This window comes from Halobacterium sp. CBA1132, from assembly GCF_001485535.1.
Classification (GTDB): Archaea; Halobacteriota; Halobacteria; order Halobacteriales; family Halobacteriaceae; genus Halobacterium.
The window spans coordinates 680,513-702,501 of record NZ_BCMZ01000001.1 but is presented as its reverse complement, the minus strand read 5'-3'; the positions used below and the strand labels follow the sequence as shown (position 1 = coordinate 702,501).

The 21,989-nt window shown below is 67.6% G+C and carries 21 protein-coding genes; 13 read left to right on the top strand and 8 right to left on the bottom strand.

Translation table 11 applies throughout. The annotated features are described in order from the left end of the window. The first annotated feature begins 113 nt into the window (after positions 1-113). Both AVZ66_RS03610 and AVZ66_RS03605 read left to right on the top strand, forming a co-directional pair. Positions 114-926: an HD domain-containing protein gene (locus AVZ66_RS03610; RefSeq protein ID WP_058981912.1), complete on the top strand. Its 813-nt coding sequence runs from the start codon at positions 114-116 to the stop codon at positions 924-926. 73 nt (positions 927-999) lie between these two features. After that, the gene (locus tag AVZ66_RS03605; RefSeq protein ID WP_082678763.1) at positions 1,000-2,661 is read left to right on the top strand and encodes a GAF domain-containing protein; all 1,662 of its coding nucleotides are present in this window, start codon (positions 1,000-1,002) and stop codon (positions 2,659-2,661) included. Here AVZ66_RS03605 and AVZ66_RS03600 read toward each other — a convergent pair. Then, positions 2,626-3,654 (bottom strand): LLM class flavin-dependent oxidoreductase, encoded by a 1,029-nt coding sequence (locus tag AVZ66_RS03600; protein ID WP_058981910.1) that lies wholly within the window; start codon positions 3,652-3,654, stop codon positions 2,626-2,628. The two genes, AVZ66_RS03605 and AVZ66_RS03600, sit on opposite strands and share 36 nt — an antisense overlap. A gap of 96 nt (positions 3,655-3,750) precedes the next feature. Between AVZ66_RS03600 and AVZ66_RS03595 the strand changes: the two genes are divergently transcribed. The 3 genes from AVZ66_RS03595 to AVZ66_RS03585 all read left to right on the top strand — a co-directional run bounded on the left by AVZ66_RS03595 (position 3,751) and on the right by AVZ66_RS03585 (position 7,048). Further along, positions 3,751-4,872 (top strand): pyridoxal phosphate-dependent aminotransferase, encoded by a 1,122-nt coding sequence (locus tag AVZ66_RS03595; RefSeq protein WP_058981908.1) that lies wholly within the window; start codon positions 3,751-3,753, stop codon positions 4,870-4,872. Between the two features lie 493 nt (positions 4,873-5,365). Continuing rightward, on the top strand, positions 5,366-6,217 hold the full coding sequence (locus tag AVZ66_RS03590; RefSeq protein WP_058981907.1) for a UbiA family prenyltransferase: 852 nt from the start codon (positions 5,366-5,368) through the stop codon (positions 6,215-6,217). Positions 6,218-6,238: 21 nt separating this feature from the next. Continuing rightward, positions 6,239-7,048 (top strand): class I SAM-dependent methyltransferase, encoded by an 810-nt coding sequence (locus AVZ66_RS03585; protein WP_058981906.1) that lies wholly within the window; start codon positions 6,239-6,241, stop codon positions 7,046-7,048. A gap of 463 nt (positions 7,049-7,511) precedes the next feature. Here the strand turns inward: AVZ66_RS03585 and AVZ66_RS03580 are convergent, their stop codons facing one another. Beyond that, positions 7,512-8,693, bottom strand: coding sequence for a redox-regulated ATPase YchF (locus AVZ66_RS03580; protein ID WP_058981905.1), 1,182 nt, complete (start codon positions 8,691-8,693; stop codon positions 7,512-7,514). Positions 8,694-8,783: 90 nt separating this feature from the next. On the opposite strand from AVZ66_RS03580, the gene AVZ66_RS03575 reads away from it, so the two are divergent. After that, a complete protein-coding gene (locus tag AVZ66_RS03575; protein WP_058981904.1) occupies positions 8,784-9,851 on the top strand; it encodes a hemolysin family protein in 1,068 nt (355 codons plus the stop codon). On the opposite strand, the gene AVZ66_RS03570 is transcribed toward AVZ66_RS03575, so the two are convergent. After that, the gene (locus AVZ66_RS03570; protein ID WP_058981903.1) at positions 9,848-10,159 is read right to left on the bottom strand and encodes a hypothetical protein; all 312 of its coding nucleotides are present in this window, start codon (positions 10,157-10,159) and stop codon (positions 9,848-9,850) included. The genes AVZ66_RS03575 and AVZ66_RS03570 overlap by 4 nt on opposite strands. 29 nt (positions 10,160-10,188) lie before the next feature. Next, a complete protein-coding gene (locus AVZ66_RS03565) occupies positions 10,189-11,034 on the bottom strand; it encodes a polymer-forming cytoskeletal protein (RefSeq protein WP_058981901.1) in 846 nt (281 codons plus the stop codon). 96 nt (positions 11,035-11,130) lie between these two features. Here AVZ66_RS03565 and AVZ66_RS03560 point away from each other — a divergent pair, with 96 nt between their 5' ends. Both AVZ66_RS03560 and AVZ66_RS16555 read left to right on the top strand, forming a co-directional pair. After that, positions 11,131-11,325 carry a DUF5800 family protein gene (locus tag AVZ66_RS03560; protein ID WP_058981898.1) on the top strand — a complete coding sequence of 65 codons (195 nt, stop codon included), beginning with the start codon at positions 11,131-11,133 and terminating at the stop codon, positions 11,323-11,325. Between the two features lie 38 nt (positions 11,326-11,363). Beyond that, the gene (locus tag AVZ66_RS16555) at positions 11,364-11,501 is read left to right on the top strand and encodes a hypothetical protein (RefSeq protein ID WP_197407715.1); all 138 of its coding nucleotides are present in this window, start codon (positions 11,364-11,366) and stop codon (positions 11,499-11,501) included. 79 nt (positions 11,502-11,580) lie between these two features. Here the strand turns inward: AVZ66_RS16555 and AVZ66_RS03555 are convergent, their stop codons facing one another. After that, the gene (locus AVZ66_RS03555) at positions 11,581-12,795 is read right to left on the bottom strand and encodes a proteasome-activating nucleotidase (RefSeq protein WP_058981896.1); all 1,215 of its coding nucleotides are present in this window, start codon (positions 12,793-12,795) and stop codon (positions 11,581-11,583) included. A 275-nt stretch (positions 12,796-13,070) separates the two neighbouring features. Here AVZ66_RS03555 and AVZ66_RS03550 point away from each other — a divergent pair, with 275 nt between their 5' ends. From AVZ66_RS03550 to AVZ66_RS03535, 4 genes are all read left to right on the top strand, one after another. Further along, positions 13,071-13,313, top strand: coding sequence for a helix-turn-helix domain-containing protein (locus tag AVZ66_RS03550; RefSeq protein WP_058981894.1), 243 nt, complete (start codon positions 13,071-13,073; stop codon positions 13,311-13,313). 98 nt (positions 13,314-13,411) lie between these two features. Next, positions 13,412-14,578 (top strand): DNA double-strand break repair protein Mre11, encoded by a 1,167-nt coding sequence (mre11, locus tag AVZ66_RS03545; protein ID WP_058981893.1) that lies wholly within the window; start codon positions 13,412-13,414, stop codon positions 14,576-14,578. Next, positions 14,575-17,238 (top strand): DNA double-strand break repair ATPase Rad50, encoded by a 2,664-nt coding sequence (gene rad50, locus AVZ66_RS03540; RefSeq protein WP_058981891.1) that lies wholly within the window; start codon positions 14,575-14,577, stop codon positions 17,236-17,238. The genes mre11 and rad50 overlap by 4 nt, the downstream gene beginning before the upstream one ends. A gap of 58 nt (positions 17,239-17,296) precedes the next feature. Next, positions 17,297-18,052 carry a hypothetical protein gene (locus AVZ66_RS03535; protein WP_058981889.1) on the top strand — a complete coding sequence of 252 codons (756 nt, stop codon included), beginning with the start codon at positions 17,297-17,299 and terminating at the stop codon, positions 18,050-18,052. A gap of 6 nt (positions 18,053-18,058) precedes the next feature. Here the strand turns inward: AVZ66_RS03535 and AVZ66_RS03530 are convergent, their stop codons facing one another. Genes AVZ66_RS03530 through AVZ66_RS03520 form a run of 3 tightly spaced genes read right to left on the bottom strand, consistent with a single transcriptional unit; the run spans position 18,059 to position 19,138 of the window. After that, positions 18,059-18,481: a hypothetical protein gene (locus AVZ66_RS03530; protein ID WP_058981887.1), complete on the bottom strand. Its 423-nt coding sequence runs from the start codon at positions 18,479-18,481 to the stop codon at positions 18,059-18,061. A gap of 42 nt (positions 18,482-18,523) precedes the next feature. Then, a complete protein-coding gene (locus AVZ66_RS03525; RefSeq protein WP_058981886.1) occupies positions 18,524-18,904 on the bottom strand; it encodes a hypothetical protein in 381 nt (126 codons plus the stop codon). 39 nt (positions 18,905-18,943) lie between these two features. Next, the gene (locus tag AVZ66_RS03520) at positions 18,944-19,138 is read right to left on the bottom strand and encodes a hypothetical protein (protein WP_197407714.1); all 195 of its coding nucleotides are present in this window, start codon (positions 19,136-19,138) and stop codon (positions 18,944-18,946) included. Between the two features lie 104 nt (positions 19,139-19,242). On the opposite strand from AVZ66_RS03520, the gene AVZ66_RS03515 reads away from it, so the two are divergent. Then, positions 19,243-21,981: a DNA-directed DNA polymerase gene (locus AVZ66_RS03515; RefSeq protein ID WP_058981884.1), complete on the top strand. Its 2,739-nt coding sequence runs from the start codon at positions 19,243-19,245 to the stop codon at positions 21,979-21,981. Positions 21,982-21,989: the final 8 nt, after the last annotated feature.

The following is a 21,989-nucleotide window of genomic DNA, read 5'->3' as shown; positions in this document are numbered from 1 at the left end:
AGCGGCCCGTGTGTACGTGCGTGCGGTGCGTGCTATCGCTGCGTCACCGAACGAGCGCGCGTTCGCCGAAACCGTCACACGGCTTTTCACGGCGGGCCGCGAAACTACGGGACATGAGCGACGCCACGCAGTCCGAGACGGAACGCGAGTACGACCCGAACGCCGAGCACGCGTTCCCAGACGAGCGCTTGAACGAGGTGCTGGCGTTCGTCACCGACGACCCCGAGATTACGACGTACCTCGACGCGCAGAACGTCAACCCCGTGAAGCGGAAGGGGTACAACGACCACGGCACGAAGCACATCGAAATCGTCCGGAATCGCGCGCTCCGGCTCTACGACCTGCTGAAGCGCGGCGGCGTCGAGTTCAACGGCGCGGCCGACCAGGGGCTCGCGGAGGCCGACGAGAGCGTTATCGTCGCGCTCGCGGCGACGCTGCACGACATCGGGCACGTCGTCCACCGGGACGACCACGCGTACTACTCGATTCCGCTGGCGGCGGACATTCTCGACCGCATCCTCCCGGAGTTCTACGACACTGCCGACGCCGTGCGCGTGAAAGCAGAGGTCTTGCACGCGATTCTGTGTCACCACACCGAGGAGGACCCGCTCACGACGGAGGCGGGCGTCATCCGCGTCGCGGACGGCCTCGACATGGAGCGCGGGCGCTCGCGGCTCCCCTACGAGCGCGGCGGCCGCGGCATCAACACCATCTCCAGTCAGGCCATCGACTCGGTCACGCTCGAAGCGGGCGACGAGCGCCCCGTACTCGTGGAAATCGAGATGGGCAACGCCGCGGGCGTCTATCAGGTCGACAACCTCCTCAAGGAGAAACTCCACAAGTCCGGCATCGAGGACGACGTCCGCATCGTCGCGCTGAACACGGGCGGCGACAGCGACCAGCTCGTCGAGCGCATCGAACTGTAGGTCGCCCGGTCTCGCTCTCGGCTCCGAGCGGGGGTAGACTCTTATTCGAACAGGACGTATATTCGTTATATTCGTGACCCTCTCGTCCCGGACCGGCGGCACCGCCCTCGCGGTGCTTGGTCTCGTCCTCACCGCGTTCCACGTGCAGGCCGTCGGTTCGCTCCAGCGAGCGCCAGCGCGCGTGCTCGTGGACTCACTCCTCCCGCTGGTGCTGTCCGGGGCCGTCGTGGTCGCGGGCGTCCAACTCGCACGCGGCGCCGGCGTCGCCGACCAGTCGACCGCGCGAGTGCTCTCGTGGGTGGGCGTCGGGATGGTGGTGCTGGTCGGCGCGACGGCGTGGCTGTTCGCGATTTCCGCCGGCGAGGGCGGGCTGCCGCCGAATCCCGAGTCCACGCTCGTGAACGCGGCGACGCTCGGCGGCCTCATCGGCTACCTCGTCGGCGTCTACGACGCGCGCCGCCGCCAACAGCAGGTCCGCGTCGACCAGTTGAGCCGCATCAACGACACGCTCCGCATCGCGACGCGGGAGGTCGTGGACGCGGAGAGCCGGGACGAACTCGAACGCCGCGTCTGCGAGCGGCTTCAGCAGTCGACGCCCTACGAGTCGGCGTGGATCGGGCGCTACGAACCCGGCGACGACACGCTCACGCCGGACGCGTGGGCGGGACTAGACGACGAGTACTACGAGTCCGTGGTCATCACGCTCGACGAGGACGAACCGCTCGGGAAGGGAGCAGGTGGGCGCGCCGTCCGCACGGGAGAAATTCAGTGCTCACAAGACGTCTTCGCGGACCCGTCGATGGAGCCGTGGCACGACCTGTTCGCGGAGCACGGTGTGGAGTCGGTCGCAGTCGTCCCGATAACCGACGACGGCACCGTGTACGGTATCTTGAGCGTGTACGCGAACCGCTCGTTCGTCTTCGGTGAGCCCGAGCAGGAGGTGTTGGCGGAACTCGGTGAGACCATCGGGCACGCGGTCACGTCCATCGGGGCGCGCAAGCAACTGCGGCGCCGCGAGCGCGAACTCGCCAACCAGAACGCGCGCCTCGCGGAGTTCGCCAGCGTCGTCAGCCACGACCTCCGCAACCCCCTGAACGTCGCGGAGGGGTCCGTCGAGTTGGCGCGCGAAGACCGCGACAGCGAGGCGCTGCAGCGCGCGTCTCGCGCGCTCACGCGAATGAACGAACTCGTCGAGGACGTGCTGGCGCTGGCGCGCACCGGACAGATAGTCAGCGACTTCGACAGCGTCGACCTCGAGGCTGTCGCGACCGAGGCGTGGCAGACGACCGAGACCGAGGACGCGACGCTGGACGTGGAGTCGTCGCTGGGGACGGTCGCCGGCGACGAAAGCCGCATCCGGGAGCTGTTCGAGAACCTGTTCCGGAACGCGGTCGAACACGGCGGCGAAGACATCACCGTCTCTGTCGGTCCCCTCGACGACGGCCCCGGATTCTACGTCGCTGACGACGGTCCCGGTATCGCCGAGAGCGACCGCGAGGACGTCTTCGACGCCGGGTTCACGACGTCGCCGGAGGGCACGGGGTTCGGGCTGAACATCATCGAGAGCATCGCCGACGCCCACGGCTGGAGCGTCAGCGTCACGGACAGCGAGAGCGGCGGCGCGCGCTTCGAGTTCGCGGGCGTCGAAACCGCGGACCGGTCGGCCGACGCGCAGGTCGCAGACTCCGAGACAGACTCGTCAGTGCGGCGTGAGCCCGACGCCGTCGGCGAGTAGCTCGTGCGAGCGCAGCGCGTCGTCGTGGTCGGCGACGACGTGTTGAATCATCACTTCGTCGGCGCCGACGCGGTCCGAGAGCTGTTCGAGGAGACCGTTTAGCGTCTCCGGGCTGCCGGAAATCGCGCGCGGCCACTCGTCGTCGTCCAGCGTCTCGGGTGTCGGTTCGGGGACGCCGCCGAGTTCGTCGATTGCTTCTTCGACGGACGGCGCAGTCCCGGTGACGCCGCGCTGCATCCGCTCGAAGGAGGCTTCGGCGGTCGCTCGCAGGCGCGCGGCCTCCTCGTCGGTCGCCGCGCAGACGGCGTTGACCGCGACCATCCCCTCGGGTTCGTCGACGCTGCCGGCGACCTGCGTGGACTGGAACGTCTCGCGGTACTGCTCGAAGGCGTGTTCGGCGAACTGCGGGCGGATGAACGCCGCGAAGCAGTACCGGAGGCCGAGTTTTCCCGCGATTTCCGCGCTGGAGGGACTGGACCCCAGCACCCACGGCGTCGGCGCGTCCGCGTCGGAGCGCGGAATCTCGATGTCGCCGTAGGCGTGGCTGTCGGGGTGGTCGTCGTAGAGGTGGCTGACCACGGCCTCGATTTTCTCGCGGTGGTCCTCGTCGGGATTCTGGACGTGGCGTTCGGTGCCGAGCGCGCTGTCGACCGCGGGAGAGCCGTTTGCGCGCCCGAGGCCGGCGTCGACGCGGCCCGGCGCAAGCGCGTCCAGCGCGCCGAACTGCTCGGCGACCTTCAGCGGGCTGTAGTGGTTGAGGAGGACGGCGCCCGAACCGAGTCGAATCGTATCCGTCTCGGCGGCGAGGTGCCCCAAGAGCACTTCGGGAGTGGTGCCGGCGAGCGTGTCACCCATCCCGTGGTGTTCGGCGACCCAGAACCGCGAGTAGCCGAGTCGTTCGGCCTGCTGGGCGGCCTCGACGGTGTTGGCGTAGGCGTCCGTCGCGGTGCCGCCCTCGGGAACCGGGGAGAGGTCGACGACAGAGAGGTCCATGTTCCCGTTCGTGGACTGCGGGAGAAAACGGTTCGGCTCGCGGAAGCCGGTCGCCGGACAGGAGGAATTATGGCGCCCGCAGTCCGGGTCGTTGGTATGACGGAGTTCTCCCAGCGAGTCGAAGCCATCTCCATCAGCGGCATCCGGGAAGTGTTCGAGGCGGCCGGCGAGGACGCCATCAACCTCGGCCTCGGTCAGCCCGACTTCCCGACGCCCGAGCACGCCCGACAGGCCGCCGTCGACGCCATCGAGGCGGGCGACGCGGACGCGTACACGTCGAATCGCGGGACGCCCGAACTCGTGGACGCAATCGTCCAGAAGCACGAGCGCGACAACGACCTCGACGTGGCCCCGGAGGGCGTCATCGCGACGTCGGGCGGCAGCGAGGCGCTGCACCTCGCGCTGGAGGCCCACGTCGACCCCGGCGAGGACGTGCTGTTCCCGGACCCCGGGTTCGTCTCCTACGACGCGCTCACGCGAATCGCGGGCGGCGACCCCGTGCCGCTGCCGCTGCGCGACGACCTCACGCTCGACCCCGCGACCGTCGAAGAACGAATCACGGAAGACACAGCGGCGTTCGTCGTGAACTCGCCCGCGAACCCGACCGGCGCGGTGCAGTCCCCGGAGGACATGCGAGAGTTCGCGCGCATCGCCGACGAGCACGACGTGCTCTGCATCAGCGACGAGGTGTACGAGCACATCGTCTTCGACGGCGAGCACCGCTCGCCCATGGAGTTCGCGGAGACGGACAACGTCGTCGTGGTGAACGCGTGCTCGAAGACGTACTCGATGACCGGGTGGCGGCTGGGCTGGGTCGCCGCGAGCGAACGCCGCGCCGAGCGGATGCTTCGCGTCCACCAGTACTCGCAGGCGTGCGCCAGCGCGCCCGCCCAGTACGCCGCGGAAGCCGCGCTCAGCGGCCCGCAGGACGTCGTCGACGAGATGGTCGCGCAGTTCGAGCAGCGCCGCGACCTCGTGCTCGACGAACTCGAAGACATGGGACTGACGGTGCCGAAGCCGGAGGGCGCGTTCTACGCGATGCCGAAAGTGCCCGACGGCTGGGTGGACGAGGTCATCGAGCGCGGCGTCGTCGTCGTGCCCGGTGACGCGTTCGGCGAGGGCGGCGCGGGCTACGCTCGCATCTCCTACGCCACGGACACCGAACAGCTCCGCGAGGCCCTCGACGTCATGCGCGAGGCGACGAACGCGCTCCAGTAGCAGCCCGTTCTCGTTTTCGCGGCCAGGCTCAGCAGTTCGAAGTTTCAGCCGGTGAATCAGCCGGTTTCTTGGCGGTCGCCGGGAGAGCTACGCTCTCCCGAGGCCTCGGAAATCTCCGATTTCCGGCGGATTGAAAGGGCGAGGCGCGCGTGGCGGCGAAGCCGCCACGTTTTGCGGCGGTCGGCGCAGCCGACCGCCCACTCGGCGAACCCCGACGTTCGGAAGACGCGTCGCGTCTTCCGCAGCCCATCAGAACGCACAGCGTTCTGAGGACGACGAAAGCACCGCAGCGAACGCAGTGAGCGAGTCGCGGGAGTCTCGTGAGTGAAACGAACGAGACCTCGGGAGACGAGCACCGCGAGTCTCCCGCTGGCCGAGACCGTCGAGGGCTTTCGAGAAGGACTTCGGTGATTCCGATTTTCTCTGCTAATCTGAATACTGCCGCGTAGTTCGCTCCCTGACAGTTATGCCGCCCGCGCCCCATGATACGAGTATGCACATCACGCGGCACGGGAGCGGGGGCCGCGCGACTGTCGCAGCGCTGGCGTCGCAGGTCCACCCGGTGTTCATGCTGCCGCCGCTGGCCGCTGCCGGCTTCGGCGCCGTGCTCGCGGGCGAGTTCTCGCTGGCCGTCGCGGGCGTCCACCTCGCCGCGATGTTCTTCGCCGTCTACACCGCCCACGTCAAGGACGGCTACGTCGACTTCCACGTGCGCGGCGAGGACGACGACCACCCGCTCACCGCGACAGGCTGCCGAGCCGCAATCCGCGGTGCGTCCGTCGCGTTCTTCGCCTGTGTCGCCGCGCTCTGGTGGCTCGTCAGCCCCGGGGCCGCCGCGCTCGCCGTCCCCGCGTGGCTCGTCGGATACCACCACGCGCCCCAACTCGACACGAACCCCGTCACGACGACGACCGGCTACCCGTTCGGCATCGCCGTCGCGCTCGTCGGCGGCTACTACGCGCAAGCCCAGCAGTTCGCGCTCCAGCCGCTGGCGTTCGCGAGCGTGTTGCTCGTGTTGCTCTCGGGCGTGAAGGTCGTCGACGACGCGCAGGACTACGACTACGACCGCTCCATCGACAAGCGCAGCGTCGCCGTCGTGCTCGGGAAACCGGGCGCGCGACGGCTCGCGTACGGCCTGATGACGGCTGCGATGGCGGGCGTCGTGGCGTTCGCCGCGCTCGCCGTCTTCCCGCCGAGCGCGGTCGCCGCAGTCGCCGCGTTCGCCGTCGTCGCGTGGTTCGCGGCACGCGCCGAACCCACCGTCGCGACGATGCTGCTCGTGCGGGGCTGCTACGTCTTCCTCGCGGTGCTGGTCGCCGCGGTCTGGTTCCGGCCGCTCGCGTAGCCCGCTCGCGGCGAGAGCGGTGTGCTGAAGGGCGCGGGCGGCGTCTGGACGGCCATGGACGCCTGGCAGGACGACGACGCGCTCGCCGACCAGTACGCGGACGCGTCGAACCTCGCCGCCCGACAGGTCTTGCACGCGCGGTTCTCCACGAGCGAGCGGTCGCTGCACGAGCGACTGTTCGACCAGTTCGACCTCCCCGAGGATGCCGTCGTGCTCTCGCTCGGTGCGGGCCACGGCGCGCTCTGGTCGGGCAACGCCGACCGGATTCCCGCGGGCTGGGACGTCACCGTGACGGACAACTCCGCGGGCATGATGATGGACGCGATGGAGGCGCTGGAAGACGTCGACCGCGAGTTCGACTTCGACGCCGTGGACGCCCGCGACATCCCGTACCCCGACGACACCTTCGACGCCGTCACCGCCCACTTCGTGCTCTCGCATCTCACGGACGCGGACCGTGAGCGGGCGCTCCGAGAGATTCGACGCGTGCTGACCGACGACGGAACGCTGTACGTTGCGGCGCGCGGCGAGGACGACCTGCAGGAACTGTTCGACGTCGCCGCGGGGTACGGCACACTTCCGGAGCGCTCGGGGTTCACGCTGGAGAACGGCGAAGAACAGCTCACCGAGGTGTTCGCGGGTGTGGACAGGGAGCGCTTCGAGAACGCCCTCGAAATCACAGACTCCCAGCCGGCGGTCGCGTACCTGCAGTCGCTGCCGGGATTCGAGGCCGACGACCCGTTCGCGCTCGAAGCCGCCATCCGCGAGCGAATCGGCGACGACGCCTTCGTCGTCGAGCGGGCGGTCGGCGCGTTCGTCGCGTCGGCGTGACTACCGGTACGGAATACGTTTTCGGCAATCAGAGGACTGGTGAACGGATACTACGTGCAAAGCGTCTATTTATCGTAGTTTGGCTGAACGATTGTCCCCACTAGATTTCCAAACCCACACTATCCCGACGAGCATAATCACAGGAGGGAGTAGTTCCATCCACAGAACGAGTGACGACTCTTGGGGGAGGTAATTGTCTAGCAACACCCCGCCAGTTGCACCACTGATAAAAACAATCCAGCCGACCGTCCGACCCCGAACCCAGTCTTCATTCTGTGATTGATAGAGTACGATAAGCCAAGCGAGAGCGATTAGTCCAGTAGCAATCAGGCTTATCCAATCCATAGCCCCGTTAATAAGAACAGAACGTATGGGGTTTTCGGCGATAAATCCGCACGCCTACGTACTAGTTCAGCGGGCGCGACCTCGAGGAAATCTGGACGACGACCGCCCCGCATGATTGCTACTTCGCGGTGGAGACGATTTTGATAACGTCGCCTTCGTCGAGTTCGTAGTCCTCGCCGACTTCGCGTTTCGTCTTGGCGTTCACCGCGTGGAGGTAGCCCTCGCCGATGTCGCTGTGGACGGCGTACGCCAAGTCGACGGGTGTCGACCCGGATTCGAGGAGGAACGCGTCCGGGAGGACGTTGCCCTTCGCGTCGGTCCACTTCGACTGGTCCTGCACTGGGTAGGCGGTGACCATCTCCAGCAGGTCGTAGACCGCGTGATTCAGCGCGGCTTGGATGCCCGTGCCGCCGTACTCGTTCATCGTCGCCGCGAGTTCGTCGAGGGCCTCGCGCTGGCCGTCGCTGACCTCGCCCGTAATCTCGAAGTCCTCGTCGCCGGGGTCGTAGTCGAGGAAGCCGGCGTCGACGCCGCGGCGGAGCGCGAGTTCGCCCTGCGCGGTCGCCGGGATGACGGGCTTGTCGAGGTCCATGAGGCGCTCGACGTTCTCGGCGGGCGCGACGTCGATTTTGTTCGCAACGACGACGATGGGTTTCGTGCGCTCGCGGACGCCGCGAGCGAGCGCTTCGCGGTCCTCGTCGCTCCACTGGATGGGGTCCTCGGGGTAGTCGATGTCCCGGAGGACGGCCGCGACCTGGTACTCGCTCGCGCCGAAGCCAGTCATCATGTCCGTGACGGCTTCCTCGATGTCGAACCCGGGCGAGCGGGACGCGCGCTCGACGCTCTCCCAGTTGTCCTCGACGATGCCAGCCAGCCAAAGGTCCATCTCCTCCTCGACGAAGTCGATGTCCTCGGTGGGGTCGTGCTCGCCGATTTCGACGGGTTCGCCCTCCGCGTTCGTCGCGCCGGAGGCGTCCACGACATTCACGATGACGTCGGCGTTCGACAGTTCGTCGAGGAACTGGTTGCCGAGCCCGCGGCCCTCGTGGGCGCCCGGCACCAGTCCCGCCACGTCCAGCAGTTCCACGGGGACGAAGCGCTTGCCGTCGTGGCAGTGTTCGTGGCCGCAGCGCTCCTCGCGGGTCAGACACGGGCACTCGGTCCGGACGTGCGTGACGCCGCGGTTCGCGTCGATGGTGGTGAACGGGTAGTTTGCGACGTCCACCTCCGACCGCGTCGCGGCCGTGTAGAACGTCGACTTGCCGGCGTTCGGCTTCCCGGCAAGCGCGATAGAGAGCATACCACGGGGTAGCGCGAGCGCCAAAGAAGGGCTTTCGGTTGCCCGACCCGCCGCAAGCCATTTTCGGCAGCCGACAGAACCACACACCCGATGAACACGCTGGAGGTCACGCTCCGCCTCGCCGCGGGGCTCGGGTTGATTCTCGCGAACGGCTTCTTCGTCGCCATCGAGTTCGCGCTGACGCGCGCACGCCAGTTCACCGAGGAGGAGTTCGTCGGCGGGAATCCCGCCCTGGAGCGCGCGTGGGAGATGACCAACGACCTCGAACTCTACCTCACCACCTGTCAGGTCGGCATCACGGCGTCCTCGATTGCGGTCGGTATCGTCGCCGAACCGGCGCTCGCAGCCATCTTCGAGCCGGTGTTCCACAACACGTGGCTCGCGTCAGTCGGCGCCGGGGCCGTGCTGGCGTTCCTCATCATCAACCTCGTCCACCTCACGCACGGCGAACAGACGCCGACCTACCTCGGCGTGGAGCGCTCGCGGTTCGTCTCCAAGTACGGCGCCGGGCCGCTGTACTGGTTCCACTTCGCCATCTCGCCGATTATCAAGCTCGGCGACGGCGTCGCGAAGGGGACGCTGAAGCTGTTCGGCGTCGAGATGACGGGTGCGTGGCTGGAGACCGAGGAGGACGTCATCGAGTCGCGCGCCGACCTCCGGAACCGGCTCGGGTCCGTACTCGGCGAGTCCGACCTCACCCAGGAGCGCCGCGAAGAGGTCCTGGGCGCGCTCGACATCGACCAGATGCCCATCGAGAACGTGATGGTCGACGCCGACGACGTCGTCGCGCTGTCGACGACCCTCGGCCTCGAGGAGAACCTCGAACGGATGAGCGAGACGCCGCACGTCCGGTACCCACTGGTCGGCGAGACCCTAGACGACTTCCGCGGCATCGTCTACCTGCCGGCGGTGTTCCGCGACCTCGACGACCTCCGGTCGGGTGAGGACACCCTCGACGACGTCGCCCAGCCGCCGATGACGATTCCGGCGTCACTACCCGTCAGTGACGCCATCGACCGCTTCCAGTCGGAGCGCCAGGAGCTGGCGTTCGTCACCGACGAGGACGACCACGTCGTCGGCCTCGTCACGGTCACGGACGCACTGGAAGCCATCGCCGGCGAGGTCGAGGACCCGCTCGACGACGAGCACGAGCGTTAATCGACGCGCAGGCGCGTCGCGGCGCTCCCGACGGCGACGACGAGGAGGAACACGCCCGCGAGCAGGTACGCGAGGTCGCCAGCGAGGTCCCACACCTCGTACTGGTAGTCGTAGAAGCCACCGCCGAGCACGAACCAGAAGCCGTGGACGCCGGTGAGCAGCGCGACGAGGCCCAGAAACGCGACGACTCCCTCGCGCCACAGCGTCACGCCCACGGCGAGCGGCGACGGGGAGGTGTCGGGTTCGCCGCGCTCGGGAACGTGGGGATTGCCCGCGTCGGCGTCGCCGCTGGAGGGCGAGTCAGACATAGGGAGGACTGGTCGAGGAGCCGACTAAACTATTCGGGGTCGCGGTCCGCGCGGCTGCCGAGGTGCATCTCGCCGCGGGCGCGGATGACGCCGTCGACGTCGGCGTCCGGGTGGACGTGGACGTCCTGCCCGGAGACGTCGCCGAGCACGATAGCGCCGGGTTCGACGCGGACGTCGCCGCTGCGGGTGGTGACGTCGCCGTGAATCTTCGTCCCGGAGCCGACTGAGACATCGTTTTGCGCGCGCAGGCTGCCGAAGACGTTGTTGTCCTCGCCGACCTCGATGCTGGTCGCGCGGATGTTGCCGTGGAGCCGGCAGCCGTCGCCGACGGTCGCGGGCGTGGACACCCGCCACGCGTCGTCGGAGACGCTCGCCGAGCGCGGAATCGTCAACGGCTGGGCGTCGCCGTCCGTGGCGAACTGGTCGACGAGTTCTTCGGCTTCCTCCTCCTCGCCGATTTGGAGGAGGTGCGTGAGGTAGACGACGAAGAACGTGATGGTGGGCATCGGGTTCCGGATGACAATCCAACCGGAGGCCTCAAACCCCTCCTCGATGTCGACGTCGTCGCCGATGTCGAGGTCGCCGCCGACGACCAGGCGGCCCGTGATGTGGACGCGCTCCCCGAGGTAGGCGTCCTCGCTGGCGAGGACGTTCCCGTCGACATCGCACCACATGTCCAGTCGGCAGTCGCCGTCGGCTTCGATGTCGCCGGCGACGGAGACGCGTTCGCCCGCGATGACGCTGTGGCCGCGAACCCCGAGTTCGACCGTGGACTGGCCGCCGACCAGCACGTCGCCGTCCACCACGACATCGTGTTCCTGCACGGTGGTGCCGTCGGGCACCACGAGTTCGTCTATCGGGTTCGGGCCGAGCACACCCGTCCCATCACCCCGCACGCCAATAAACCCCGCGAGAACGCACGCCAACCGTCGGACGGCGGGCTTTTGTCCGCGCGCCGCCTACCCGCGACCATGACTACGCTCTCGTTCGAAGACGACGGCGTCGACGTCGTCTACGAAGGCACCGAGTTCCGGATGGAACGCGAACTCATCGAGGAAGCCACGGACAAGGACTACCACGAAGTCACCGACCACGAAGTCCTCCAACTCGTCGAGGACAACCCGGCGCTGTCCGGGGAGCCGCGCCGCATCGGCGACATCGTCTAGAGGCGAACTTTTAGGGCCGCGCGCGGCAACCGACGGGTATGACCGCGACGCTTTCGGACTTCGACCACCCCTCGTGGGTGACCGCACTGGCTACGTTCGCGAGCTACGGGCTCGTCCTGCTCGCGGTGACCGTCCTGCTGTTCGTCGTGCCGTACGCGCTCTTCACCGCACTGTGAGGCGCCTGTCGCTCCGTTCGGCGGCGTGACGGCTACGCGGCGAGAGCGGAGAGGAGAGAACGAGAACTGCGGGCGCCGTCTACGCGAACGTGCGCGAGGGTTCGGCGCTGGCGTCGGTGTCCTGTTCGAGTTTCTCCAGCGCGTTCTGGAAGTCCTGCATCGTGATTTCCTCGCGGTCGTCCCGAATCGCGAACATCCCCGCCTCCGTGCAGAGGGCGGCGACGTCCGCGCCGGACTTCTCGTCGGTCTCGGCGGCGAGGCGCGCGAAGTCGACGTCTTCCGAGAGGTTCATGTTCCGCGTGTGGATGCGGAAGATCTTCTCGCGGCCGGTCTCGTTCGGGTTCGGTACCTCGATGAGACGGTCGAAGCGGCCGGGCCGGAGGATGGCGCGGTCGAGCATGTCGAAGCGGTTGGTGGCGGCGATGATGCGGATGTCGCCGCGCTCGTCGAAGCCGTCCATCTCCGAGAGCAACTGCATCATCGTGCGCTGGACCTCGGCGTCACCGCTGGTCTTCGAGTCCGTGCGCTTCGAGGCGATGGCGTCGATTTCGTCGATGAAGACGACGGCGGGCTCGTGGTCGCGGGCGACCTGGAAGAGGTCGCGGACGAGCTTCGCGCCCTCGCCGATGAACTTGTGGACGAGTTCGCTGCCGGCCATCTTGATGAACGTCGCGTCCGTCTGAGCGGCGACGGCTTTCGCCATCAGCGTCTTCCCGGTGCCCGGCGGGCCGTGCAGGAGCACGCCGCTCGGCGGGTCGATGCCGACGGTGTCGAACATCTCGGGCTCCTTCATGGGGAGTTCGACGGTTTCGCGGACCTCGCGGAGCTGCTCGTCGAGGCCGCCGATGTCCTCGTAGCCGACATCGGGAGACTCGTCGACTTCCATGACGCGAGCGCGAACGTCGGCCTCGTCGTCGAGGCGTTCGACGACGGAGAGAGAGTTGTTGACCGCGACCCGGGCGCCCGGTTCGAGGTCCTCGCGGAGGTCCTCGGTGACCTCGGTGAGCGCCTCCTGGTTGTTGCCGTGTTGCTTGATGATGGCGCCCTCGTCGTTGAGCTCTTGGACGGTGGCGACGAACAGCGGCGACTGCTTGAGCTTCTTGTTCTCGTGGGAGAGCCGTTCGAGCTTCTGCTGGTACTTGTTGTTCTCGGCGTTGGCGTCGAGCAGACGGTCCCGCATCTCCTCGTTCTCGTCCTCGAGGGCGGAGAGCTGCTCCTCTAGGGCCTCGATTTTCTCCTGGAGCGAGGCACCCTCGTCGTAGGGCAGCTCGGCGTCCTCTGCGGTCTCAGTCATCACCACTGGGTAGGGTGTTAGTTCATAAGAGGCTTCGGGTGGCCTAACCCCTCGCCACGTCGGCGCAGCGACCAGCAGCGCCGCGTCCCCGAATACGGACCGGATTGACCCTGTCCGGCCCAGTCCGAGCGTCGTGCGTGCTGTTCGCCGCGGACTCGCAGGCTCGGGCGTGGCGTGCGTCGGGACGCAGGGTTCCGGCAGCACCGACCTATGGATTACTATTGTGCATTTTAGATAGCGAAACCATTATCTAAGTGCATTCAGTAACGGTGGATATGAGCGCCACCGCAATCGACGGCGAAACTGTCGAAGCACTCGAAGACCTCCCGCCGAGCGCGAAACTCGTCGCGAAAGTCCTCGAATACAACGACACCCTCACACAGAGCGAACTCGCGGAGGAGACCCTGCTTCCGGCCCGGACCGTCCGGTACGCGCTCACTCGCCTCGAAGAACAGGGCGTCGTCGAGTCCCGCTTCTCGTTCTCCGACGCGCGAAAGCGCATCTACACGCTCGCCTGACGCCGACTCCAGCACTCGACACTCGCTGTATCTCCTCCAGCCTGCGGTTCGCGGAAGCGCCGAACCTTTATCCGGCGTAGCGCTACATCCCCACAGTAATGGCTCGCGTCATCCACACGGGGGACACCCACCTCGGCTACCGCCAGTACCACTCCCCCGAGCGCCGGCAGGACTTCCTCGACGCCTTCGAGTCCGTCGTCGAGGACGCCGTCGCGGCGGACGTCGACGCCGTCGTCCACGCCGGCGACCTCTACCACGACCGGCGTCCCGGCCTCCGCGACATCCTCGGCACCATCTCCGCGCTGCGGCCGCTCCGCGACGCCGGCATCCCGTTCCTCGCCATCGTCGGCAACCACGAGGGCACGCGGGACGCCCAGTGGCTCGACCTCTTCGAGACGCTGGGGCTCGCCGAGCGCCTCGACGAGACCGGCCGCCGCGTCGGCGACACGACGTTCTACGGCCTCGACTACGTCCCCGAGTCCAAGCGCCCGGCCCTCGACTACCAGTTCGACGACCCGGACGCCGACCACACCGCGCTCGTCTCCCACGGCCTGTTCACGCCGTTCGCGCACGCCAACTGGGACCTCGACGAAGTGCTCGGCGAGTCGAACGTCGACTTCGACGCCGTGCTCCTCGGCGACAACCACGCCGCCGACACCGCGCAAGTCGGCGACACGTGGGTCACGTACTGCGGGTCGACGGAGCGCGCGAGCGCCAGCGAACGCGACCCCCGCGGCTACAACGTCGTCGAGTTCGGCGACGGCGACGTCGCCATCTCCCGGAAGGGCATCGAGACCCGCGACTTCGTGTTCGTGGACGTGGACCTCGGGCCGGAGGACGGCACCGAGTACGTCCGCGAGCGCGTTCGAGAGCGCGACGTCGAGGACGCCGTCGTCGTCGTCACCGTGGAGGGCGACGGCGATACCGTGACGCCCGCCGACGTCGAGCGCTTCGGCGACGAGCGGGGCGCGCTGCTCACTCGGGTCAACGACCGCCGCGAGGTCGAAACCGAGGACGATGTCGAGGTGTCGTTCGCGGACCCCGACGAGGCGGTCCGGGAGCGCGTCCGCGAGATGGGCCTCGGCGAGGCCAGCCTCGACATCGACGACACGATCCGCGACCTCGAAGTGGCGGACGCGAACGTCCGCGAGCGCGTTAAACAGCGCGTCGAGGACGTGCTAGACGGCGACCCGACGACGGACGCGGACGCCGACGACGAACCGAGTGACCGAGCGCAGGCGACCACCATGGAGGACTTCTCGTGAGGTTCACGCGCGTCTCCCTGAAGAACTTCAAGTGCTACGAGGACGCCGACGTGCGCCTCGACCGCGGAGTCACGGTCATCCACGGCCTGAACGGCAGCGGGAAATCGAGTCTCCTGGAAGCCTGCTTTTTCGCGCTGTACGGCGCGAGCGCGCTGGACAAGACGCTGGACGAAATCGTCACCATCGGCGCCGAGGAAGCCGAAATCGACCTCTGGTTCACGCACGCGGGCAGCGACTACCACGTCCACCGCCGCGTGCGTAACACCGGCGAGCGCGCGTCGACACCGGACTGCACGCTGGAGACGCCGTCCGGGAGCATCGACGGCGTCACCGACGTGGAGGCGTACGTCGGCGACCTGCTGCGGATGGACGCGGAGGCGTTCGTGAACTGCGCGTACGTCCGGCAGGGCGAGGTGAACAAACTCATCAACGCCTCCCCGAGCACCCGCCAAGACATGCTCGACGACCTCCTGCAACTCGGGAAACTGGAGGACTACCGCCAGCGCGCCGGGGACGCACGACTCGGCGTCGAGGACGTCAGGAGCAACGTCGCGGGGAAACTCGACCAGTTGGACGAGCAAATCGAGGCCAAGGAGGACGACGACCCCCACGACACGCTCGCCGCGTTACAGTCCGAACTCGCCGAAGTCGCCGAGGAAATCGAGAACTTCGAGGACCAGCGCGAGACCGCCCGCGAGACGCTCGAAGACGCCGAGAGCGTCCTCGAAGCCTACGAGGAGAAGCGCGCAGAACTCGAAGACGTCGAGGAGACGATTAGCGACATCCGCGAGAAAATCGCGGAGACCGAGAGCGAGCGCGAGGACCTCGCGGACGAAATCACCGAGCACCGCGAGCGGGCGGACGAACTCGAAGCCGAGGCCGACGAACTGGTCACCGAGACCGACCTCGACGAGGCGGATGCAGAGGTCGCCGACGCGAAGCGCGAGGAGTTGGCTGCGGAGCGCGAGAGCGTGACCGAGCGCGTCTCCGAGGTGGCGCCGGAGGTCTCGCAGTTCTCGACTGAGGCCGACAACGCCGCCGAGCGGGCGGACGAACTCGAAGAACGCGCCGCGGACCTACGAGAGGCGGCCGACGACCTCGAAAGCGAGGCCGACGAACTCGCCGACGAGCGCGAGGAGGCCGTCGAGCGCATCGAGGAGTTGGACGAGAAAATCGCGGAGGCGAAGGCGGACTTCGAGGACGCGCCCGTGGAGTTCGGGAGCGCGGAGGCCCACCGCGACTCGCTGGAAGCGGACCTCGACGACCTCCGGGAGCGCCGCGAGGGCGTGCGCGCGGACCTGCAGTCCGCGGAGGACCGCGTCGCGGAGGCCGAGGAGCTACTGGACGCGGGGAAGTGCCCGGAGTGCGGCCAGCCAATCGAGGGGTCGCCGCACGTCGAGAGCGTCGACGAGTACCGCGAGCGCGTCGCGGACCTCGAATCCCAGTTAGAGACCATCGAGGAGGACGTCGAGGATGTCACGGCGCGCATCGACCGCGCGGAGGAGCTCGTGGAGCGCGAGCGCGAGGTCGCGGACTTCGAACGCGACCGCGAGTTGGCGGTCGAGCGCTGCGACGACCGCGAGGACGCCGCCAGCGAGGCCCGCGAGGAGGCCGAGTCCAAGCGCGAGGAAGCCGACGACCTCGAAAGCGAGGCGGAGACGGCGCGCAAGGAGGCCGAGTCCAAGCGCGAGGAGGCCGAGTCCAAGCGCGAGGAACTCGCGGAGTTGAACGCCGAGCAGTCCGCGCTGAAAGAGCGCGTCGAGCGGTTGGCCGACCTCCGGGACGTCGTGGCGGAGGCCGCCGACCACCGCGATAGCGCCGACCAGCTCGCGGAGAAGCGCGCGAGCCTCGACGACCGGAACGGCGAGCGCCGCGACCGCTTGAGCGACCTGCGCGAGCGCAAGCAGCGCCTCGAAGCGGACTTCGACGAGGACCGCATCGAGGCGGCGAAAGCGGATAAGGAGCGCGCGGAGGACTACCTCGAACAGGTCGAACCGAAACTGGAGGACCTGCGGGATCGCCGCGACGACCTGCAGGGCGACATCGGCGCCGCCCGGAACGCCATCGAGGAACTGGAGGCGCTGCGCGACCAGCGCGAGACGGTGGCCGCGCGCCTCGACGAACTCGACGAGATACACGAGGAGGTCTCCGAATTGGAGGCGACGTACGGCGACCTGCGCGCGGAACTGCGCCAGCAGAACGTCGCGAAACTGGAGCGCCTGCTGAACGAGACGTTCGAGCTGGTGTACCAGAACGACTCGTACGCCCGCATCGAACTCTCCGGGGACTACGAGCTCACCGTCTACCAGAAGGACGGCGAACCCCTCGAACCCGAGCAGCTGTCGGGCGGGGAGCGCGCGCTGTTCAACCTCAGCCTGCGGTGTGCCATCTACCGGCTGCTCGCGGAGGGCATCGATGGGGAGGCGCCGCTGCCGCCGCTCATCCTCGACGAACCCACCGTCTTCCTGGACTCCGGGCACGTCTCTCAACTGGTGGAACTGGTCGAACAGATGCGGCGGTTGGGCGTCGAGCAAATCGTGGTGGTGAGCCACGACGATGAACTCGTGGACGCCGCCGACGACGTGGTGCGCGTCGAGAAGGACGCGACGACGAACCGTTCGCGGGTGGTGCGGGACGCCGATGAGGTAATCGCGGACTGACCGAACCCCGGAAAAATCCAACAGATTTTATGATTCGCCGGCGACACGACCGAAGTGGATGGGGACTGACACGACAGGCGGGTTGTCGCTGACGGAGGGAGAGTACGACCACGAAGCGCTCGTCGCGGAGCGCGTCGACGGCGTCGAAGCCGTCTCGGAGACGCTACTGGAAGACCACCGGGACGAGGTCGGCGCACTCACAGCGGACTTTCACGACGACGGCGCGCCGGGGGACGCGCTCGCGGACGCCGACGACGCCGACGTGCTCCGAGCGTACGTCACGGACTACTGCGCCGAGCACGTCTTCCCGCGGCTGAACGACGCCGGGGAGCGAGCGGACCTGACGTGGCAGGAGTTCCGTCGCGGCGTGCGCGCGCTCACCGAACTGCTGTACCTCCGGGCGTTCCAACGCTACCGGGCTGCGAGAAACGAGTTCGCGAAGGTTCAGCGCCAGCGCCGCGAGGGGAAGGACGCGCTCGCGGACGTGGAGTCGGCACTCGAATTCGACGGCGAGGACGGCCTCTCCACGGAGGAGTCGCTGCCGGACGCCGTCTCGCGGGCCGAAGCCGCCGTCGCGGACGCCGAAGAGCACGCCGAGGAGGCCGCAGCGGCCGTCGCCGACACGCACTTCTTCTACGCGCAGGCGTCGGCGTACCGCGACGAGTACGACTTCGACGCGGCGGAACTGGACGGCGTGTCGCTGGCCGACGACACGGACTGGTACTTCCAAGACCTCCGTCACGAGCGCGACCGCCTCGCGACGCGCGTCGACTGGCTCCGCAGGGACTTCGAGAAGCTCGCCGAGCGGGCGTAGCCTGCGTCAGTCTCGCAGGCGTTCGATGCCGGCTTCGCCCGTCTCGGTGAGCCGGTAGCCGCGCTCGCCGTTCACCGTCGCTTCTTCGAGGAGGCCGGCGGCGCGGAGTTCGGTGACGCCACCGAGGAAGTCGCTCTCGCAGGCGTCGTACGCGCCGAGCATCTCGCGGGCGGCCAGCGGGCCGCGGTCGGCGAGGTCGACGAGGAGGCCGAGGTGCCAGTCGTCGTGGCAGCCGGCGACGACGCGGCGCGCGGGTTCGGGCACCGCCGACGCGAGCGCGGTCAGCGGGGCTTCGCCGTCGACGGGTTCGAGGTTGTCGTTCGGGAGGTGGCGCTCGTCGCCGGTCTCGGGGTCGCGGACGAGGCTGCTGTCGCTGCTCTGCTTGAGGAGGAGGTATCGGTGGCCGTCGTCGTCGCGGACCGTACGCATACGTGAGTGGAGTGGGTGCGCGGCGTTAGGCCTTCCGGGCCGTCACTCGTCCGTGGCGTCCTCGGCGTCAGCGTCGTCCGCATCCTCGGCATCGTCCCCGTCCTCGGCGGTGTACTGGCGGAAGCGCCGGTATCCGAACGCGAACAGCACGAGGCCGAGGACGACAGCGGCCCCGCCGTACTGCAGTCGGCCGCGGAACGCGACGAACATGAGGCCGAGGCTGACGGCGATGAGGGCGACGTTGAACGTCACGACGAGCGTCCAGAACCGGCGGCGGAGGCCCGCGGGCGCGTCGGAGCCGTCCGGAATCTCGGGCGCGGAGACCGAGGGCGTCTCGACTTTCGGGGCGAGTTCCTGCTCGGCGTCGCTGGGTTCGTCGTCGAGGAAGTCGTGGTCGCCGTCAGCCTCGGACTCGTCGAACACGCTCACAGAAGGGCGTCGTCGGTGGAAAAGCGTTGCCTATCAGAGCACGTCGCCCAGCGACACGGCGTTCGTCGCTTTGAGCCACGCGAGCGGATTGTCGGCGTCGTAGAACACGACGCCGTCCTCTGTGTCGTACGACTCCACGGAGTCTCGGACATCGTCTCCCTCTGGCAGCTGTGGGACGTCGTTGTGGCGGTGCGTGTCGCCCGCTGCGTGGTCAGTCACGTCTGTCACCTCGAACTGTGGTAAGCCATAGCATGTCATAAGCCTTCCCCCGGTGGCCGATTTCGCCGGCCCGAAGGGCGAGTTTTTAGGCGACAGGACCGAACGACTACGTAATGGAAGACACGGACCTCTCCGAGTTCATGCACGAGGGGAGCGACGCCGGCGACGACGCGGCGGACGACCCCGGCGACACGGTCCGCGCGCAAGCGGAAGCGGAAGTCGTCGCGGGGGACGGCGACCCGGTCGTGAACGAAATCGTCTCCGCGGAGGCCGAGGCGCTCCCGGACGCCGACGGCGACGTCGAACTGATGGTCACGCAGGTCGACTACACCGTCGAGGGCGACGGCGACCGCGAGCGCCCGGTCGTCCACGTGTTCGGTCGCACCGCCGACGACACCGCCGAGCACGTCCGCGTCCACGGGTTCCGGCCATATTTCTACGCGCCCACGGACAGCATCGACGATGACGACCTCGCCCAAGACGTCATTACGGGCTCCGAGGAGACCGACGACAACGGCGACCCCTACGAGTCTATCCGGGGCGAGAAGCTCACGAAGATTTTCGGGCGGACGCCCCGCGACGTCGGGAACGTCCGGGACCGCTTCGACCACTACGAGGCGGACATCCTGTTCCCGAACCGCCTGCTCATCGATAAGGACATCACGAGCGGCCTGCGGGTGCCCGAGCGCCGCGCCGACGACGGCGCAATCTACGTCCATCACGACGAAATCGATACCTGCGAGGTGGACGCCGACGTGCGCGTCAACACCTTCGACATCGAGGTCGACGACCGCTCGGGGTTCCCCGAGGAGGGCGAGGAGCCAATCGTCTGCCTGACGAGCCACGACTCCTACCGCGACGAGTACATCGCGTGGCTGTACGAAGCGCCGGAGGCCACCGCACCGTCCCCGGACGCGCTGGTCGACCACGACCTGATGGACGACGGCGCCGACCTCGAAGTGCGGGCGTTCGACAGCGAGGAGGCGATGCACGAGGCGTTCCTCGACTACATCGAGGAGACAGACCCGGACGTGCTGACGGGCTGGAACTTCGACGACTTCGACGCGCCCTACTACGTCGACCGGCTGGACGAACTCGGCTCGTACGGCGAGCACGACATCGACTCCGACCGGCTCTCGCGCGTCGGCGAAGTGTGGACGTCCGGCTGGGGCGGCCCGAACATCAAGGGCCGCGTGGTCTTCGACCTGCTGTACGGCTACCAGCGGATGCAGCGCTCCGAGTTGGACTCCTACCGACTGGACGCGGTCGGCGAGAAGGAACTCGACGCGGGCAAGGAGCGCTACACGGGCGACATCGGCGACCTCTGGGAGGACGACCCCGAGCGCCTGCTGGAGTACAACGTGAGGGACGTGGAACTCTGCGTGGAAATCGACCGCAAGCAGAACATCGTTCCGTTCTGGAAGGAGGTCGCGGAGTTCGTCGGCTGCAAGCTCGAAGACGCGACCACGCCCGGGGACGCGGTGGACGTGTACATCCTGCACAAGGCGTACGGCCGGTTCGTGCTGCCGTCGAAGGGCCAGCAGGAGTCCGAGGACTACGAGGGCGGCGCGGTGTTCGACCCGATTACGGGCGTCCGCGAGAACGTCACCGTGCTCGACCTGAAGAGCCTCTACCCGATGTGCATGGTGACGACGAACGCGTCACCGGAGACGAAAGTCGACCCCGAGGCCTACGACGGTGAGACGTACCGCGCGCCCAACGGGACGCACTTCCGGAAGGAACCGGACGGCATCATCCGCGAGATCATCGACGAGACGCTCGCGGAGCGCGAGCAGAAGAAAGCCCTCAGGAACGAGCACGACCCGGACAGCGAGGCCTACGACCGCTACGACCGCCAGCAGGCCGCAGTCAAAGTCATCATGAACAGCCTCTACGGCGTGCTGGGCTGGGAGCGCTTCCGCCTCTACGACAAGGAGATGGGCGCGGCGGTCACCGCCACGGGCCGCGAAGTCATCTCGTTCACGGAGGACGCCGCCAACGAGGTCGGCCACGAAGTGGCATATGGCGACACGGACAGCGTTATGTTGGAACTCGGAGGTCAGATTTCGACGGAGGAGGCCATCGAGGAGTCGTTCGACATCGAGGACCACATCAACGACGCCTACGACGAGTTCGCCAGCGAGGAGCTGAACGCCGACGAGCACCGCTTCCAGATCGAGTTCGAGAAGCTCTACCGACGGTTCTTCCAGGCGGGCAAGAAGAAGCGCTACGCCGGTCACATCGTCTGGAAGGAGGGGAAGGACGTCGACGACATCGACATCACGGGCTTCGAGTACCAGCGCTCGGACATCGCGCCCATCACCAAGCGCGTCCAGAAGCGCGTCATCGAACTCATCGTCAAGGAGGGCGACGTCGACGCCGTCGAGGAGTACGTCCACGACGTCATCGAGGAGTACCAGGACGCTGCCGTCGACCTCGACGACATCGGCATCCCGAGCGGCATCGGGAAGCGACTGGACAACTACGACACGGACACCGCGCAGGTTCGGGGCGCGAAGTACGCGAACCTCCTGCTGGGCACGAACTTCCAGCGCGGGTCGAAGCCCAAGCGCGTCTACCTGCAGAAGGTCCACCCGGACTTCTTCCGCGAACTGGAAGCGGAGAACCCGGACATCCGCGACGACCCACTCTACGTGGAGTTCAAGACCGACCACGACGTCATCTGCTACGAGTACGCCGACCAGATTCCCGAGTCGTTCGAAATCGACTACGACGTGATGCTCGACAAGACCCTCAAGGGCCCCATCGAGCGCATCCTCGAAGCGCTGGACGTCTCGTGGGACGAGGTCAAGAGCGGGCAGACCCAGACCGGCCTCGGGAACTTCATGTAGCGGTCGGT

What these genes read in the sequence shown, in the direction of transcription:
- AVZ66_RS03610 (WP_058981912.1), top strand. Translation starts at nt 114, where the DNA reads ATGAGCGACGCCACGCAGTCCGAGACGGAACGCGAGTACGACCCGAAC.
- AVZ66_RS03600 (WP_058981910.1), bottom strand. Translation starts at nt 3,654, where the DNA reads ATGGACCTCTCTGTCGTCGACCTCTCCCCGGTTCCCGAGGGCGGCACC.
- AVZ66_RS03595 (WP_058981908.1), top strand. Translation starts at nt 3,751, where the DNA reads ATGACGGAGTTCTCCCAGCGAGTCGAAGCCATCTCCATCAGCGGCATC.
- AVZ66_RS03590 (WP_058981907.1), top strand. Translation starts at nt 5,366, where the DNA reads ATGCACATCACGCGGCACGGGAGCGGGGGCCGCGCGACTGTCGCAGCG.
- AVZ66_RS03580 (WP_058981905.1), bottom strand. Translation starts at nt 8,693, where the DNA reads ATGCTCTCTATCGCGCTTGCCGGGAAGCCGAACGCCGGCAAGTCGACG.
- AVZ66_RS03575 (WP_058981904.1), top strand. Translation starts at nt 8,784, where the DNA reads ATGAACACGCTGGAGGTCACGCTCCGCCTCGCCGCGGGGCTCGGGTTG.
- AVZ66_RS03570 (WP_058981903.1), bottom strand. Translation starts at nt 10,159, where the DNA reads ATGTCTGACTCGCCCTCCAGCGGCGACGCCGACGCGGGCAATCCCCAC.
- AVZ66_RS03560 (WP_058981898.1), top strand. Translation starts at nt 11,131, where the DNA reads ATGACTACGCTCTCGTTCGAAGACGACGGCGTCGACGTCGTCTACGAA.
- AVZ66_RS16555 (WP_197407715.1), top strand. Translation starts at nt 11,364, where the DNA reads ATGACCGCGACGCTTTCGGACTTCGACCACCCCTCGTGGGTGACCGCA.
- AVZ66_RS03555 (WP_058981896.1), bottom strand. Translation starts at nt 12,795, where the DNA reads ATGACTGAGACCGCAGAGGACGCCGAGCTGCCCTACGACGAGGGTGCC.
- AVZ66_RS03550 (WP_058981894.1), top strand. Translation starts at nt 13,071, where the DNA reads ATGAGCGCCACCGCAATCGACGGCGAAACTGTCGAAGCACTCGAAGAC.
- mre11 (WP_058981893.1), top strand. Translation starts at nt 13,412, where the DNA reads ATGGCTCGCGTCATCCACACGGGGGACACCCACCTCGGCTACCGCCAG.
- AVZ66_RS03535 (WP_058981889.1), top strand. Translation starts at nt 17,297, where the DNA reads ATGGGGACTGACACGACAGGCGGGTTGTCGCTGACGGAGGGAGAGTAC.
- AVZ66_RS03530 (WP_058981887.1), bottom strand. Translation starts at nt 18,481, where the DNA reads ATGCGTACGGTCCGCGACGACGACGGCCACCGATACCTCCTCCTCAAG.
- AVZ66_RS03515 (WP_058981884.1), top strand. Translation starts at nt 19,243, where the DNA reads ATGGAAGACACGGACCTCTCCGAGTTCATGCACGAGGGGAGCGACGCC.